16 protein-coding genes and 1 pseudogene are annotated in these 14,075 nt (G+C 67.3%); 11 read left to right on the top strand and 6 right to left on the bottom strand.

Annotation, left to right across the window (positions count from 1 at the left end; translation table 11 throughout):
* Positions 1–125 precede the first annotated feature (125 nt).
* A complete protein-coding gene (locus QMZ25_RS17790; protein WP_065182362.1) occupies positions 126–1,343 on the top strand; it encodes an RNA polymerase sigma factor in 1,218 nt (405 codons plus the stop codon).
* Positions 1,344–1,393: 50 nt separating this feature from the next.
* On the opposite strand, the gene QMZ25_RS17785 is transcribed toward QMZ25_RS17790, so the two are convergent.
* Positions 1,394–1,957, bottom strand: coding sequence for an EF-hand domain-containing protein (locus tag QMZ25_RS17785; protein WP_283220057.1), 564 nt, complete (start codon positions 1,955–1,957; stop codon positions 1,394–1,396).
* A 155-nt stretch (positions 1,958–2,112) separates the two neighbouring features.
* On the opposite strand from QMZ25_RS17785, the gene QMZ25_RS17780 reads away from it, so the two are divergent.
* Both QMZ25_RS17780 and QMZ25_RS17775 read left to right on the top strand, forming a co-directional pair.
* A complete protein-coding gene (locus QMZ25_RS17780) occupies positions 2,113–2,868 on the top strand; it encodes an arginyltransferase (RefSeq protein WP_053516144.1) in 756 nt (251 codons plus the stop codon).
* Positions 2,869–2,906: 38 nt separating this feature from the next.
* Entirely contained in the window at positions 2,907–4,112 is a 1,206-nt protein-coding gene (locus QMZ25_RS17775) for an endonuclease/exonuclease/phosphatase family protein (RefSeq protein ID WP_283220056.1), read from the top strand.
* 61 nt (positions 4,113–4,173) lie between these two features.
* On the opposite strand, the gene purT is transcribed toward QMZ25_RS17775, so the two are convergent.
* The gene (gene purT, locus QMZ25_RS17770) at positions 4,174–5,361 is read right to left on the bottom strand and encodes a formate-dependent phosphoribosylglycinamide formyltransferase (RefSeq protein WP_053516148.1); all 1,188 of its coding nucleotides are present in this window, start codon (positions 5,359–5,361) and stop codon (positions 4,174–4,176) included.
* Positions 5,362–5,491: 130 nt separating this feature from the next.
* Here purT and QMZ25_RS17765 point away from each other — a divergent pair, with 130 nt between their 5' ends.
* From QMZ25_RS17765 to QMZ25_RS17740, 6 genes are read left to right on the top strand one after another with little or no spacing between them, the layout of a single operon-like run.
* A complete protein-coding gene (locus QMZ25_RS17765) occupies positions 5,492–6,373 on the top strand; it encodes an SPFH domain-containing protein (protein ID WP_053516150.1) in 882 nt (293 codons plus the stop codon).
* 45 nt (positions 6,374–6,418) lie between these two features.
* Positions 6,419–6,598: a hypothetical protein gene (locus QMZ25_RS17760; RefSeq protein ID WP_053516152.1), complete on the top strand. Its 180-nt coding sequence runs from the start codon at positions 6,419–6,421 to the stop codon at positions 6,596–6,598.
* A complete protein-coding gene (locus tag QMZ25_RS17755) occupies positions 6,595–6,774 on the top strand; it encodes a DUF4177 domain-containing protein (RefSeq protein WP_053516154.1) in 180 nt (59 codons plus the stop codon). Before QMZ25_RS17760 ends, QMZ25_RS17755 begins: the two co-directional genes overlap by 4 nt.
* A 2-nt stretch (positions 6,775–6,776) precedes the next feature.
* Positions 6,777–8,066, top strand: coding sequence for an alpha/beta fold hydrolase (locus QMZ25_RS17750; protein WP_283220055.1), 1,290 nt, complete (start codon positions 6,777–6,779; stop codon positions 8,064–8,066).
* Positions 8,063–8,656, top strand: coding sequence for a PH domain-containing protein (locus QMZ25_RS17745; RefSeq protein ID WP_283220054.1), 594 nt, complete (start codon positions 8,063–8,065; stop codon positions 8,654–8,656). Before QMZ25_RS17750 ends, QMZ25_RS17745 begins: the two co-directional genes overlap by 4 nt.
* Positions 8,657–8,665: 9 nt before the next feature.
* Positions 8,666–9,475 (top strand): M15 family metallopeptidase, encoded by an 810-nt coding sequence (locus QMZ25_RS17740; protein ID WP_128989322.1) that lies wholly within the window; start codon positions 8,666–8,668, stop codon positions 9,473–9,475.
* A 19-nt stretch (positions 9,476–9,494) separates the two neighbouring features.
* Here the strand turns inward: QMZ25_RS17740 and QMZ25_RS17735 are convergent, their stop codons facing one another.
* From QMZ25_RS17735 to QMZ25_RS17720, 4 genes are all read right to left on the bottom strand, one after another.
* On the bottom strand, positions 9,495–9,866 hold the full coding sequence (locus QMZ25_RS17735) for a DUF423 domain-containing protein (protein ID WP_065182368.1): 372 nt from the start codon (positions 9,864–9,866) through the stop codon (positions 9,495–9,497).
* Positions 9,867–9,974: 108 nt separating this feature from the next.
* Entirely contained in the window at positions 9,975–11,048 is a 1,074-nt protein-coding gene (locus tag QMZ25_RS17730) for an SRPBCC family protein (protein ID WP_053516163.1), read from the bottom strand.
* 233 nt (positions 11,049–11,281) lie between these two features.
* Positions 11,282–11,923: a response regulator transcription factor gene (locus QMZ25_RS17725; RefSeq protein ID WP_053516165.1), complete on the bottom strand. Its 642-nt coding sequence runs from the start codon at positions 11,921–11,923 to the stop codon at positions 11,282–11,284.
* Positions 11,923–13,125 (bottom strand): sensor histidine kinase, encoded by a 1,203-nt coding sequence (locus tag QMZ25_RS17720; RefSeq protein WP_053516166.1) that lies wholly within the window; start codon positions 13,123–13,125, stop codon positions 11,923–11,925. Before QMZ25_RS17720 ends, QMZ25_RS17725 begins: the two co-directional genes overlap by 1 nt.
* 138 nt (positions 13,126–13,263) lie before the next feature.
* Between QMZ25_RS17720 and QMZ25_RS17715 the strand changes: the two genes are divergently transcribed.
* Together QMZ25_RS17715 and minC are read left to right on the top strand one after the other, a co-directional pair.
* Positions 13,264–13,860, top strand: coding sequence for a GNAT family N-acetyltransferase (locus QMZ25_RS17715; RefSeq protein ID WP_053516169.1), 597 nt, complete (start codon positions 13,264–13,266; stop codon positions 13,858–13,860).
* Positions 13,806–14,015, top strand: a pseudogene (minC, locus tag QMZ25_RS17710) (septum site-determining protein MinC); the annotation flags it as partial. The gene QMZ25_RS17715 and the pseudogene minC, both read left to right, overlap by 55 nt.
* Between the last annotated feature and the right edge of the window lie 60 nt (positions 14,016–14,075).

Genomic DNA, 14,075 nt, shown 5'->3' with positions numbered 1-14,075 from the left:
GCCATGCCCGGCGAGCGCAGCGGACAGAAAAGCCGCCGGGCATGGCCCGGCGCTACCGGCAGGCGGGCCGGTCACATCGGGCGCGCAGCTCCGTCTTGGGACACAATCCAGCAGGAGCTGCCGCCATGACGACTTTCGCTGCAACGATCGACGAGACGCTTGAACGCGAGCTGCCGGCGGCCAGCAGTGGCTGCCAGCACGCCTATGGGCGCATCGTGCTCGCCTGCCAGAACACCGTGACCGCCATCGCCCTGGCCATCACCGGCGATCGCCAGGCCAGCGAGGACATCGCGCAGGAAGCGTTCGTGAAGGGCTGGCAGCAGCTGCACCAGCTGCGCAGTTCCACCAGCTTCCTGCCCTGGCTGCGACAGATCACCCGCAACCTCGCGCGCGACTGGCTGCGTGCACAGCGCGGCAGGCCCCTGAGCGGCGAGGCCGCCGAAGTTGCGCTGGGCATGGCGGCCGACCCCTCGCCGACTGCCGCCGACCGCCTGCAGCGACTGGAAGAGGAGGTTGCCGCCGAGGACATCATCTCGGCGCTGCCCACCGACAGCCGCGAAGTCCTGCTGCTTTACTACCGGGAAGGTCAGCGCTCGCAGCAGGTGGCGGACCTGCTGGGCCTGAGTGATGCGGCGGTGCGCAAGCGCCTGTCGCGGGCCCGCGCGCAGGTCCGCGAGGGACTGCTGCAGCGCTTCGGCGAATTCGCGCGCAGCAGCGCACCCAGCGCTGCCTTCGCAACCACCGTGGTCTCGATGGTGCTGATCGCTGCGCCCGGCACGGCCAGTGCCGCGATCCTGCTCGGCACCGGTGTGGGCATTGGCGGCAGCAAGCTGGGGTTGGGCGGCGCCAGCGCAGCCGGTGGTACCGCGATGGGATCGCTGACAGCGGCGCTGGGGCACCTGCATCTGGTCCCGGCCCACAACTGGGCAGCGATCGCCGGTGCCGTGCTGGGCGGCGTGCTGGGCAGCTACCTGGGCGGTCGCTTCCTGCTGTCCTACGCCGAAACGGAACCGGAGCGGACCCAGGTCCGGCGCTTCGTCCATCTCAACACCTGGACCGTGATGGCCTGCTGCCTGTCCATACTGCTGGTCGTGCTGCTGCAGACGCCGGTATGGGTACACCTGGTGGTCATGGCCATCGGCCTGGGTGCGGTCAACTACCAGTGCCTGGGACCGCTGCAGCGCCTGATGCGGCCCTTGATCGTGCGCGACGCAGCGCGGCGCGGGCGGCAGGGCATCAACTGGAAGTACGAAGCGATGTACGGCCGCAGCGCCATCATCGCGATGAACCTGCTGGTGATCGCCCTGGTGGCCTATACGCTGCTCGACAGCGGTCGCCTGTAACGGACGACGCCGGCAGTCTGCCGGCGTCGTCGTTGAACGTTGCGCCGTGATCAGCGCTGCGGCTTCGGTGCGGCGCCGTCACGCGGGCCCCCGTGGCGCGGGCCGCCATGCATCGGGCCCTTCGCCGCATCGAATTCGGCCTTGCTCAACTGGCCGTCCTTGTTGGTGTCGGCAGCGGCGAACCAGGCGTCGCGATGCTGCTTCATGCGCAGCTCGCGATCAGCCTTGTCCAGATAGCCGTCCTTGTTGAGATCGAGCTGGTCGAAACGTGCCGCCAGGCGCGCATCGGCCTTGGCCTCTTCGCGGCTGATGCGGCCGTCCTTGTCGGTGTCCAGCCTGGCCCAGCGCTCGCCGCCATGGCCGCCACGACGACCATGCTGCCAGCGCGGCATTTCATCGCGCGACAGCCTGCCGTCCTTGTTGCGGTCCAGTTCGTCGAACCTGGCCGCCAGACGTGGGTTGGCCGCGGCCTCGCTGCGGTCGATGACACCGTCGCCGTTGGTGTCCAGCTTGGCCGGACGCTGTGCCGGTGCGGTCGGGGGAGTCGCCGCCAGCGCGACACCGGAGGCGGACGTGGCAAGCAGCAGGGCCAGCAGCAGGGGGGTACGGATCATGAGGTCACTCCTGGGGATGAGGTTGCGTCGGGGTGATCACTTCACCCTCGAATGACAACAACGCCCGGCCGCGACGGCGGTTGACGCAACCGCCAGTTCCGTTCATCCGGCGGACAGTCGCGTTCATTGCGACACGCTGGGGCTATGCTGTGGCCATGGCGATCCACGGCGACAGAGACGACGAACTGCGGCTGTTCCAGACCGGCGAGCACCCCTGCGGGTACTGGCCGGACCGGGTGGCGCGCGACCTGGTGATGGATCCCCACGACCGTCGCCTGGGCGGCCTGTATCCACTCGCACTCAGCTGGGGCTTCCGCCGCAGCGGCGACCTGGTCTATCGGCCCCACTGCGCGCAGTGCCATGCCTGCGTGGCGGTACGGATTCCGGTGGCCCGGTTCGCGCCGGACCGCAGCCAGCGTCGCTGCGCCACCCGCAACGCCGACCTGGAGGTGCGGATCACCGCCGCCACTGCGCGCGAGGATCTGTTTGCCCTCTACCACCGCTATCTGGTGCACCGCCACGCCAACGGCGGCATGGACGATCATGGGCCGCACGAGTTCGAGCAGTTCCTGATCGGCAGCTGGTCGCACACCCGCTTCCTGGAGATGCGCCTGCCGGGCCACGATGGCCGGCCCAGCCAGCTGCTCGGAGTGGCCGTCACCGATGTCACCGAGCACGGCCTTTCGGCGGTCTATACCTTCTTCGATCCAGACCACGCAGCGCGGGGACTGGGCACGTTCGCCATCCTGCAGCAGATCGAATGGGCGCGTCGCGAAGGACTGCCGCACGTCTATCTGGGCTACTGGATCCGTGAACACCAGAAAATGGACTACAAGCGCCGCTTCCGTCCGCTGGAGGCCTATGATGGCCGTCGCTGGCACGATTTCGACCGCGATCTGGACGGCCGCTGACAAACCGCTGACACCGGGCGGGGTGCACAATAGGCGGCATGAACACCCAACCCCTGATTCTTGCCCTGGCCCTGCTGTGTGGCGCTGCGGCCCCTGCTCTTGCCAGGACCCCTGCGATGACCGAAACACCGTCCGCATCGCTGCGCCTGGCCACCTACAACACGTCGCTGTACTCCGATGAGGCCGGCGGCCTGATCAGGGAGCTTGAAGGCGACAGCGCGCATGCGCGCAAGATCGCCGCCGTGCTGCAGCAGGTGCGCCCGGAACTGGTGCTGCTGAACGAATTCGATTTCGACGACGCCCATCGCGCCGCCGACCTGTTCCAGAAGCGCTACCTGGAAGTGGCGCAGCCGGGCGGCGGCGCGCCGCTGCACTTCGCCTACCGCTACCTGGCCCCGGTCAACACCGGCGTGCCCAGTGGCCTGGACCTGGACAACAACGGCGTGGTCGGCGGCGAAGGTCGCAGCCGTGGCAACGATGCCTGGGGCTACGGCCTGCACCCGGGCCAGTACGGCATGCTGGTGCTGTCGCGCTACCCGATCGATGAAGCCAGGGTACGCAGCTTCCAGCTGCTGAAGTGGAGCACGATGCCGGGCGCGATCCGTCCGGTCGATCCGCGCAGCGGGCAGAGCTTCTACAGCGACGCCGTGTGGTCGCAGCTGCGCCTGTCGTCGAAGTCACACTGGGATGTACCGGTGCAGACCCCGGCAGGCGTGGTGCATGCGCTGGTCTCGCACCCGACGCCGCCGGTGTTCGACGGCCCGGAAAAGCGCAACGCGGCGCGCAACCACGACGAACTGCGCCTGTGGCAGGAGTATCTCACCGCGGGTGACAAGCCCTGGCTGTGCGACGACAAGGGCCAGTGCGGAGGTCTGGCGCAGGATGCACGCTTCGTGATCCTCGGCGATCTCAACAACGACCCGGTCGACGGCGATGGCCGCCACGAGGCGATCGTCGAACTGATCGAGAACGCACGCGTATTGCGCTACCCCACCCCGCGCAGCGCGGGGGGTGAGGAAACCAGCCTCGCCTATGCCGCCAAGGGCATCGTGCGCAAGGGTGCGCCTTTCCACGCCACCGGCGACTTTGGCCCGAAGTCCGGCACCCTGCGACTGGATTACGTGCTGCCTTCCACCGGGTTCCAGTACGTGGGCAGTGGCGTGTTCTGGCCAGCCAGCAACAGCCCTGAAGCGAAGATTGCCGACGGCAGCGACCACCACCTGGTGTGGGTGGATGTGAAGTGACCCCAGGCGCCAGGCGCGCTGCTCTGCCTTGCAGAAAGCCGCCGGGCGCGGCGCTACCGGCTTACGGGCGCAGCTCGACGCCGATGGCGTCGGCGGCATCACGGGCGATCGAGCGCGCCTCGTCGATGGTGTCGGCGCGCGCCAGGGTGACGCCGACACGGCGCTGACCGTGCACGCTCGGCTTGCCGAACAGGCGCACGGCCGTATCCGGCACCTGCAGTGCGGCCGCGACGTTGTTGAAGTACGGCACGCCTTCGCCCTGCGCCAGCAATGCACAGGATGCCGACGGACCACTCTGGCGGATCACCGGAACCGGCAGGCCCAGGATGGCGCGTGCGTGCAGCGCGAACTCGCTCAGTTCCTGCGATACCAGCGTCACCAGGCCAGTGTCGTGCGGGCGCGGGGACACTTCGCTGAACCACACTTCATCGCCCTTCACGAACAGCTCCACGCCGAACAGGCCCCAGCCACCCAGGTCATCGGTGATCGCACGCGAGATCTCCTCCGCGCGCGCCAGCGCCTTGTCCGACATCGGCTGCGGCTGCCAGCTCTCGCGGTAATCGCCGTCCTTCTGCAGATGACCGATCGGCGCGCAGAACGAGGTGCCTGCCGCGTGGCGCACGGTCAGCAGAGTGATCTCGTAGTCGAAATCGATGAATCCCTCGACGATGCAGCGGCCGGCGCCCGCGCGGCCGCCGGTCTGCGCATACTCCCAGGCCGGCGCGATGTCCGCTTCGCTGCGCAGCGTGCTCTGTCCCTTGCCCGAGGAGGACATCACCGGCTTGACCACGCACGGCAGGCCGATGGCGGCCACGGCGGCGCGGTACTCCGCCTCGGTATCGACAAAGCGGTAGGGCGAAGTTGGCAGGCCCAGCGTCTCGGCGGCCAGGCGGCGGATGCCCTCACGGTCCATGGTCAGGCGTGCGGCACGCGCGGTGGGGATCACCCGCAGGCCCTGCTCCTGTTCCAGCTGTACCAGCGTCTCGGTGTGGATCGCCTCGATCTCCGGCACCACCAGATGAGGCTGTTCCTGGGCGATCAGCGCACGCAGCGCCATCGCATCCAGCATGTCGATCACGTGCGAACGATGCGCGACCTGCATGGCGGGCGCATCGGCGTAGCGGTCGGCGGCGATCACCTCCACGCCCAGCCGCTGCAGCTCGATGGCCACTTCCTTGCCGAGTTCGCCCGAGCCCAGCAGCAGCACACGGGTGGCGGAGGGCGAGAGGGGGGTTCCGAGCTTGGCCATGGAGGGGTCCGGCAGTGATGTGAAGGCGGGTGGGCATTCTAGCCGGTCCAGCGGCGGTTCCCGACGAACGGTAGTCGCCATCTGATATCAATTTGATATCGTCGCCTCGAACCCTCAAGGACGTACTGCCATGAAAGAGAAGTCGCTGTCCTCCCTCAACGGCCTGGGCACTCTGGCGGGCGCATTGCTCGTCGCCGTCTTCGGCGGTGTGCTGTTCGTGCTGGGCATCGCCGCCAAGGCGTCGACCGGCTCCCCCAACCTGCTGATGATGCTGGTTGGCGCGCTGGTCGCGGTGGTGGCGCTGTTCGCGCTGGCGGGCCTGTACACCGTGCAGCCGAACCAGGCCGCGGTGGTGAGCCTGTTCGGCAAGTACGTCGGCACCGTGAAAGACAATGGCCTGCGCTGGAACAACCCCTTCTACAGCAAGCGCCACGTCAGCCAGCGCGTGCGCAATTTCGAAAGCGGCAAGCTGAAGGTCAACGAGCTCGATGGCAGCCCGATCGAGATCGCCGCAGTGATCGTCTGGCAGGTGGTCGATGCCTCCGAAGCGGTCTACAACGTGGACGACTACGAGAGCTTCGTGCACATCCAGTCCGAATCGGCGCTGCGCGCGATGGCCACCAGCTATCCCTACGACCAGCATGAAGAGGGCCAGCTGGCGCTGCGCAGCCACGCCAGCGAGATCTCCCAGCACCTGAAGAACGAGTTGGCCGAGCGCCTGGCCGACGCCGGTGTGCAGGTGATCGACGCACGCATCAGCCACCTGGCCTATGCTGCCGAAATCGCCCAGGCCATGCTGCAGCGCCAGCAGGCCAACGCGGTGATCGCGGCACGCACGCGCATCGTTGCCGGTGCGGTCGGCATGGTCGAGATGGCCCTGGGCGAACTGCAGAAGAACGGCGTGGTGCAGCTGGACGAGGAACGCAAGGCGCACATGGTCAGCAACCTGTTGACCGTGCTGTGTTCGGACCGGGGCACGCAGCCGATCGTCAACGCCGGTTCGCTGTACTGAATCACCCTCGCAACGGGGCGCCCCACCGCCCCGCCAGGAGCATCCATGAGCGAGAAGAAAGCCTATCCACTGCGCATCAACGCCGACGTCCTGGCCGCGGCGCAGCGCTGGGCCGACGACGAACTGCGCAGCCTCAACGCGCAGATCGAGTACCTGCTGCGCGACGCGCTGCGCAAGGCCGGCAGGCTGCCGCATCCCAAGCCACCTCAGGAGGAGAAGGAATGAGCAAGCGCTGGACGTACCAGACCCTGGAAGTGCCCTCGACGCTGATGGGCAGCATGAAGACCGAAGCCGTGCAGGAGGCGTTGAACAAGCAGGGCCAGCTTGGCTGGGAGCTGGTCAACATCGTGATCCCCGCGCCGATGAGCGCAGCGGTGCTGGTCTTCAAGAAGGAGCTCTGACCATGCAGACCCGCCGTTCGCTGTTCGCTCTGTCACTGGCGCTGCTGAGCGGTGGCGCATTCGCCGCCGAACCGCAGCAGGTTGCCGCCCGGTTGCTGGACCACCTGCAGGCCGGCCGCATCGCCGATGCGGAGGCGATGCTGACCCCGCAGATGGCCCGTGCCGTTCCCGCCGAGAAGCTCGACAGCGTGTGGCGGTCCCTGGGCGAACTGCAGCAGCGCGGCCAGGCCCGCAGCAGCGAGCAGCAGGGCCTGCACCTGGTGGAAGTGCCGCTGCAGTTCACCGGTGGCGCGGTGATCGCGCAGGTGGCCGTGGATGCACAGGACAAGGTCGCCGGCCTGCTGCTGCGCCCCGCCCCCGCGGCCAAGGCACCGCCGCCGCCGGCCGATGCGACCTACAGCGAAGTTGATTTCAGTGTGCCGCAGACACGCGGTGCGCTGCCCGGCACGCTGGCGCTGCCCAAGGGCAAAGGCCCGTTCCCGGCAGTGGTGCTGGTGCACGGCTCGGGCCCGCAGGACCGTGACGAAACCATCGGCGGCAACCGTCCCTTCCTCGATTTCGCCCGTGGCCTCGCCGCGCACGGAATCGCGGTACTGCGCTACGACAAGCGCACTCTCGCCCGGCCCCAGGATTTCCAGAGCGGCACCTTCACTGTCGATGACGAATCCACCGACGATGCGGTGGCGGCACTGGAGGCCGTCGCCAGCGACCCGCGCATCGACGGCCGCCGCGTGTTCGTGCTCGGCCACAGCCAGGGCGGCATGCTTGCGCCACGCATCGCCAGCCGCTGGCCACAGGCGCGTGGCGCCATCCTGTGGGCCGCTCCCGCGCGCACGCTGCTGGACCTGCTGCCGGAACAGAACCGCTACCTGCTGAGCCTGGACGGCGACATCAGCGCGGCCGGTCAGGCGCTACTGGACAAACTGGACAGCCAGATCGCCGCAGCACGTGGCAGCACGCCGGTACCCGCCAGCGAACTGCCACTCGGCGTTCCGCAGTCCTTCTGGAAGAGCATCGAAGCCGTAGATGCGCGCGCCGATGCACAGCGGCTGCGCGCACCGCTGCTGATGCTGCATGGCGGGCGCGATTTCCAGGTTCCCGATGCCGACTGGGCACTCTGGCAGAAGGCCCTCGCCCGGCGCGACGATGTGCAGTGGCGGACCTATCCGGCGCTGAACCACATCGGCATCGCTGGCAGCGGCCCGAGTTCGTTGAAGGAGTACACCCGGCCCGGCCATGTCGATGCGGGGTTGATCGATGACATCGCCCGATGGGTGGAGGCACAACGATGAGCCCCAATGAAGCCCGTCCGTTCGAGCTGGCTGGCAGTTCACCCCTGCGCGTGCTGTGGGTGCTGTTGCCGGTGCTGGCCGTGCTGGTCATCAGCGTGTACGTGCAGTTCAGCCGCACGCGTGCGCCTGCACCATGGATGGAAGTCACCCTGTCGCCGCCGTTCTTCCTGATGAACGGCAGCGCGGCATGGAGCATCGCCGTGCTGGTGCTGATCGGCGTGGGCCTGGGTACTTCGTTCTTCCGCCGCCGCGTGGAGCTGGTGGATGGCGTGCTGGATGTGCGCTCGACGCTGTACCGACGGCGTACACCGGTGCGCGACATGCTGCTGGACCAGGCCGAGGTGGTGGACCTGGCGCAGGACCGCCGCTATGGCATCCGCTTCAAGACCAACGGCTATTCGATGCCCGGCTTCTATTCCGGGCATATGCGGCTGCAGGGCGGCGGCAAGGGCTTTGCCCTGGTCACCGACCGTCACCGCACGCTGGCGATCCCGGTGCGCGGCGGCAGCACCCTGCTGCTGAGCATGGAACGCCCACAGGCATTGCTTGACGCCCTGCGCAAGGTGGCCGCAGCCGCGCCACGGCAGTAAGCTGCGGACATGCATCGCCGACCGCTGCTGCTGCTGAACACCGAGGCCATCGAACTGTGGCCGGCCGATCTGCTGCGCGCGCGCAGCAACCTCGATGCACGCCTGCTGGCGCGGGCCCGCTGGGTGCTGCGGCGCAAGCGCGATGGCCGCTATCTGGCCGCCGTGCTGGCGCAGGGCGTTCATTCGCTGGTGCCGCGTCTGCCGCACGAGCCTGGCGTGGAGGAGGCGCTGGCACTGCTGGATGCCCGCGCGTCACGCCCTTTCGCTGCGGCACTGGAGCAGCGATGGCTGCCCCTGGCGGGCTTGCAGCAACGCCTGCAGCACCTTGGCCTGGATGCGCAGGGTTACGCGGATGACACCGGGCTGCCGCTGGAAGCCGAGCCGTGCCTGCTGCATTTCGCCGGCCGCGATCGCTTTTCGCGGCCCCTGTGGTTGCGCCGCGACGCGGCGCAGGGGTGGCGGCGGATGCGCCTGCACGCGGCCCGCGATGGCGTTGCCCTGGATGCCATTTCCGGCTTCCGCAGCCATGCGTACCAGTTGGGAATCTTCGAGCGGAAGCGCGGCCGCGGCCTGAGCGTGGCGGAGATCCTGAAGGTCAACGCCGCGCCGGGCTTCAGCGAGCACCACAGCGGGCACGCACTGGATATCGGCACCCCGGGCGATGCACCTGCAGAGGAATCGTTCGAGCGTACCGATGCGTTCGCGTGGCTGCAGGCGCACGCCCGCGGGCATGGATTCCACCTGAGCTACCCGCGCGGCAACCCGCACGGGATCGTCTACGAGCCCTGGCACTGGTGCTGGAAACCGGCCAACGGCTGAGCCCCTCCCCGCACTGCCCTCACCGCCGCAGGGCGTCGATCGCCAGCAGCACCCATCCCACCATCAGGCTGGTGCCGCCCACAGGCGCCAGCCGGGTAGGCCACTGCCAGAGCGCGCTGCCCACCAGGCTGCCGGAGAACAGCACGACGCCCAGCAGCAGCACGTACAGCGCCAGATGTGCGATCACGCCCTGCGCGCGCCGTCCCACCGCAACCAGCACGGCACCATGGGCGAACGCATACAGCGCCGCCATGTTCAGATGCTGCTGCGCCTGCGGATCGGACACGCCATGCGAGGCATAGGCCGACAGGCCGATCGAAGCGGCCGCCAACAGCGCACCGATGCAGGCCAGCAGCGAGGGCTTACGCGCACGTCGTTCCAGATTGAACATGACTGCTCCTTGCGCGGCGCCCGCCCGGCGGCGGACGCGGGATGAAAAAAAACGCGCCGCAGGAAGCGGCGCGTTTTCGTGTCCAACACTACATGGGTCAGCCAGCGCTTACTTGACGGCCCAGTAGATGTCGTAGGTGCCTTCCTGGGTGAACGACTTGTCCACGCCGTCCTTCCACGATTCGTACGGACGGTCGATGACTTCGTTGCCCGAGGTCACTGCCCACGCACGCAGGCCGTTGCGGGCCACGTCCAGGCCGGCCATGTGACCGGTGTAGGCCGCATGCGCCGAACGATGCGGGGCGACATGCACGTACTTGACCGGGGCACCACCGTCGATCTTGACGGTCAGCTCCTCACCGGTGGCGCCTTCGGTACCCTTCTTCTTCACCGGCTGTGCGATGTCGAAGGCGTACTTCTCGGCACCGAAATCGGTGGTGATGATGCGGAACGGACCGGCGGCTTCAAGGCCATTGGCCTCCATCACGCGCTTGATCCACTCCTGGTTGTCCTTGATGGACTTGGTGATGGTGTCCTGGCCGCGGTCGACGTTGCCGGCGTTGACGACCAGCAGGTCTTCGGCCGGCACCTGCACGATACCTAGATCGGTCAGCGGCGCTTCCGGGGTGCGGTAGTCGACGTTCGGCACGGTGGCCAGCATGTTCGCCATGCGCGACAGGCCCAGCTTGATGTCGTCGCCGATCTGGCGGCTGACATACAGGCCGGCGTAGCGACCGAACAGGTCGAAGCCGTACTTCACCGAGTAGTCCTGGGTGATCTTGACGTTGCGACCACCCTTGCCGGTCGGCTCCAGATTGAAGGTGGTGACCTTGTCGTGACCCTTGGTCGGGTCTTCGATGGCGATCACAACACGCTTGTTCTCTTCGGCCTCGGTCACCTTCCAGGAACCGTTGCCCAGGTCCTTGGAGGAGAAGTCGAGGGTGGCACCGACGCCGGAGGCCGGGCCGGACAGCTTCAGTTCAACGGCGGGATCGCGCAGTACCAGCGGGTTCCAGTCCTTGAAGCGGCGCAGGCTGCTGACCGTGTCGTACACGATCGTCATCTTGCGGTTGGTCTCGATGCTTTCGGTGATGTGGCGCTCGCCCGGCAGACATACGCCAATGATGACGAACAGGCCAGCCACGATCCCCAAGGCGATCAGGAACTCGATAATACGGGTCATTCAGGAGTCTCCGGGGCCGATCCCACGGCCGGGTTGATTGAAGCGAAGCGCCAATCCTAGCAGGCTTCGCGGGCATTGTTTATCGCGATTGGCGCACCGGTTTCCCTGCCGGCTGCGTATTTGTATGGACAAAGGATTGGCAGGGTAGCGCATCCGGCCGCCCCGCATGTAGGGGGCAGCCCGTCCCGGGGCCCGGGAATGCCGGCCAAACCTTTGCCGCAGAAGGCTTTTCGTCAGACCAGCTGCAGTTCGAACGCCTTCAGCACGGCCCGCGTACGGTCGCGCACGCCCAGCTTGGACAGGATGTTGGACACATGGTTCTTGATGGTGCCCTCGGCCACGCCCAGCGAATTGGCGATCTCCTTGTTGGAGAAGCCGCTGGCCATCAGCCGCAGGATCTCCGTCTCGCGGTCGGTCAGCGGGTCCGGCCGGTCCAGGCTGACGAAATCATTGCGCATGTGTTCCAGCCCGGACAGCAGCCGCTGGGTCACTGCCGGCTGCACCAGCGATCCGCCGTCAGCCACGGTGCGGATGGCGCCGACCAGCTGGTCCAGGGTCACGTCCTTAAGCAGATACCCCTTGGCGCCGGCCTTCAGGCCCGCCAGCACCAGCTGGTCGTCGTCGAAGGTGGTCAGGATGATGGTCGGCGGCAGCTGTTCCAGCCGCGACAGGACCTGCAGCGCCTCCAGCCCGGACATCACCGGCATGCGCATGTCCATCAGGACCACATCCGGACGGACCTGGGGCACCAGTTCGACCGCCTGCCGGCCGTCGCCGGCCTCGGCCACCACCTCGATGCCGTCGTCCAGCGCCAGCAGCGAGCGGATTCCCTGCCGCACCAGGGTTTGGTCGTCGACCAGGCAGACGCGAATCATCAACGCACTCCTTCAGGAACCTTGGTAAGGGCGGCCACCAGCACGGTTGCCGGCACCGTCGCACGCAGGCAGAAGCCTTCGCCGGGGCGGGTTTCCACCTGCAGCTGGCCACCGCATTGTTGCAGGCGCTCGCGCATCCCGCGCAAGCCATTGCCCACATTGACCATTTCCGCGCCGACACCGTCGTCGCGCGCCTCGACCACCACCCGGTCCGGTGCCTCACGGTACACCCGGATCCACAGATGGCGGGCCCCGGAGTGGCGCACCGTATTGGTGATGATCTCCTGGGTGCAGCGCAGCAGCACGTGGGCCCGCTGCGGATCCTCCACGTTCAGGGGATCCTCGATGTCCAGCTGGATGTCCAGCGAGGGCACGTTCTCGGTCAGCGGGCGCAGCGCAGCAGCCAGGTCGATGGCGCTGGTCTCGCGCAGCTGGCTGACCACTTCGCGCACATTGCCCAGCAGCAGCTTGGCCAGCGTGTGCGAGCGTTTCACGTGGTCCAGCGCCTTGCCTTCGGCGAGATGGCCGGCCACTTCCAGGTTGAGGGTCAGCGCGGTCAACTGATGCCCCAGCAGGTCATGCAGCTCGCGCGAGATGCGGGTGCGCTCGTTGACCCGTGCGCTCTCGGCCAGCAGGGCGCGGGTCGCCCTCAGCTCCGCATTCAGCCGGCGCTGCTCGTCGCGGGCGTCGGTCTGCTGCCGTGCGACCAGGCTGGTCACGAACATGAACATGGAGAAGCCGCCATACAGCAGCGACTGCATGAGTGCCTCGAACAACGGCATGTCGAGAATCAGATAGTAGACCGGCAGCACCGCCAGCTGGCTGAGCAGCAACCAGATCACGCCACTGCGCACGGGCAGCATCCACGGGATCACCCCGGCGGCCACCATCATCAGGATGCTGCCCAGGCCCGAACCGCTCAGGTAGCTGACGCCCAGGGCCGAGCCGGTCAGTACCACCAGCACCACCCGGTCGTACCAGGCGGCCTGGCTGCTGTCGCGCAGGCCACGGGTCAGCCAGAAGTAGCCGGCGCCGAAGAACAGGTAGGCGGCAAACAGCCACAGGGACCAGCTGTCGATGCCGCTGCCCCCGTGCCGCAGCATCGACTCGTACTGGGAATACACCACGGGCAGGCCGACCATGACCCAGGTGAACAGGCCGGCCAGGCGCAGGACTCGGATTTGGCTGAGATATCCCAACATGGAGGCATCTTAGGCTGAACCAGCGCTCCTGCCCCCGGGCAGAAGTCATGGCGACGGGCGTGCCCCCGCCAGCCACCCATGCAATAATCGTGCGCAGGGTCCGTTGCAGGACCAACCGCGTTACCCCACGGAGTCACAATGTCGATTGTCATCCGCGACGTGCGCGAGCACGAGCTCGATTCCGTCCTGGCTTTGAACAACAACGCTGGCCTGGCCATCCTTCCGCTGGATGCCGCACGCCTGCGCCTGTTCTATGAAACCGCTGAGTACTTCCGCGTCGCCGAGCGCGACGGCAACCTGGCCGGGTTCCTGATCGGCTTCGGCAGCGACAGCCAGCACGACAGCAGCAACTTCGCCTGGTTCAAGCAGCAGCTGGACACCCCGTTCTTCTATATCGACCGCATCGTGGTCGCCAGCCGCCGCCGCGGTGGTGGCGTCGGCCGGGCGTTCTACGCCGATGCGCAGAGCTTCGCCGAGCTGCGCTACCCGCAGATGACCTGCGAAGTCTTCCTCGACCATGGTGCCGATGCCGCCCTGCTGTTCCACGGCAGCTTCGGCTTCCGCGAGCTGGGCCAGAACACCATGCCGCAGGTCGATGTGCGCGCCAGCATGCTGGCCAAGGAACTGTGCAGCTACCCGTGGGTACAGGAGACCTACGGCGGCAAGCTGCCGGATGTGGCATGGACACGCGACCGGCAGCTGCCGGCGCAGGCACAGCGGCCGACGGGGACCTGAGCGTGGCGGTGAATTTCGATTACGAACAGGCAGGTGAACTGAAGATCGGCCAGGTCGGCATCGCCAACCTGCGCGTGCGGACCCTCGATGTCGAACGGCTCGTGCAGGAAATGCGCGAACGGGTGACCCGCGCCCCGAAACTGTTCGGCCGTGCCAGGTTCTGCGAACCGATGTAGCCCACTTCGTTGTCGATCACCGCAATCTTGCGATGGTTG

The organism is Stenotrophomonas sp. RS-48 (genome assembly GCF_030053245.1).
Taxonomy (GTDB): Bacteria; Pseudomonadota; Gammaproteobacteria; order Xanthomonadales; family Xanthomonadaceae; genus Stenotrophomonas; species Stenotrophomonas maltophilia_P.
The sequence above is the reverse complement of the archived record's forward strand: the minus strand, read 5'-3'. Positions and strand labels throughout refer to the sequence as shown.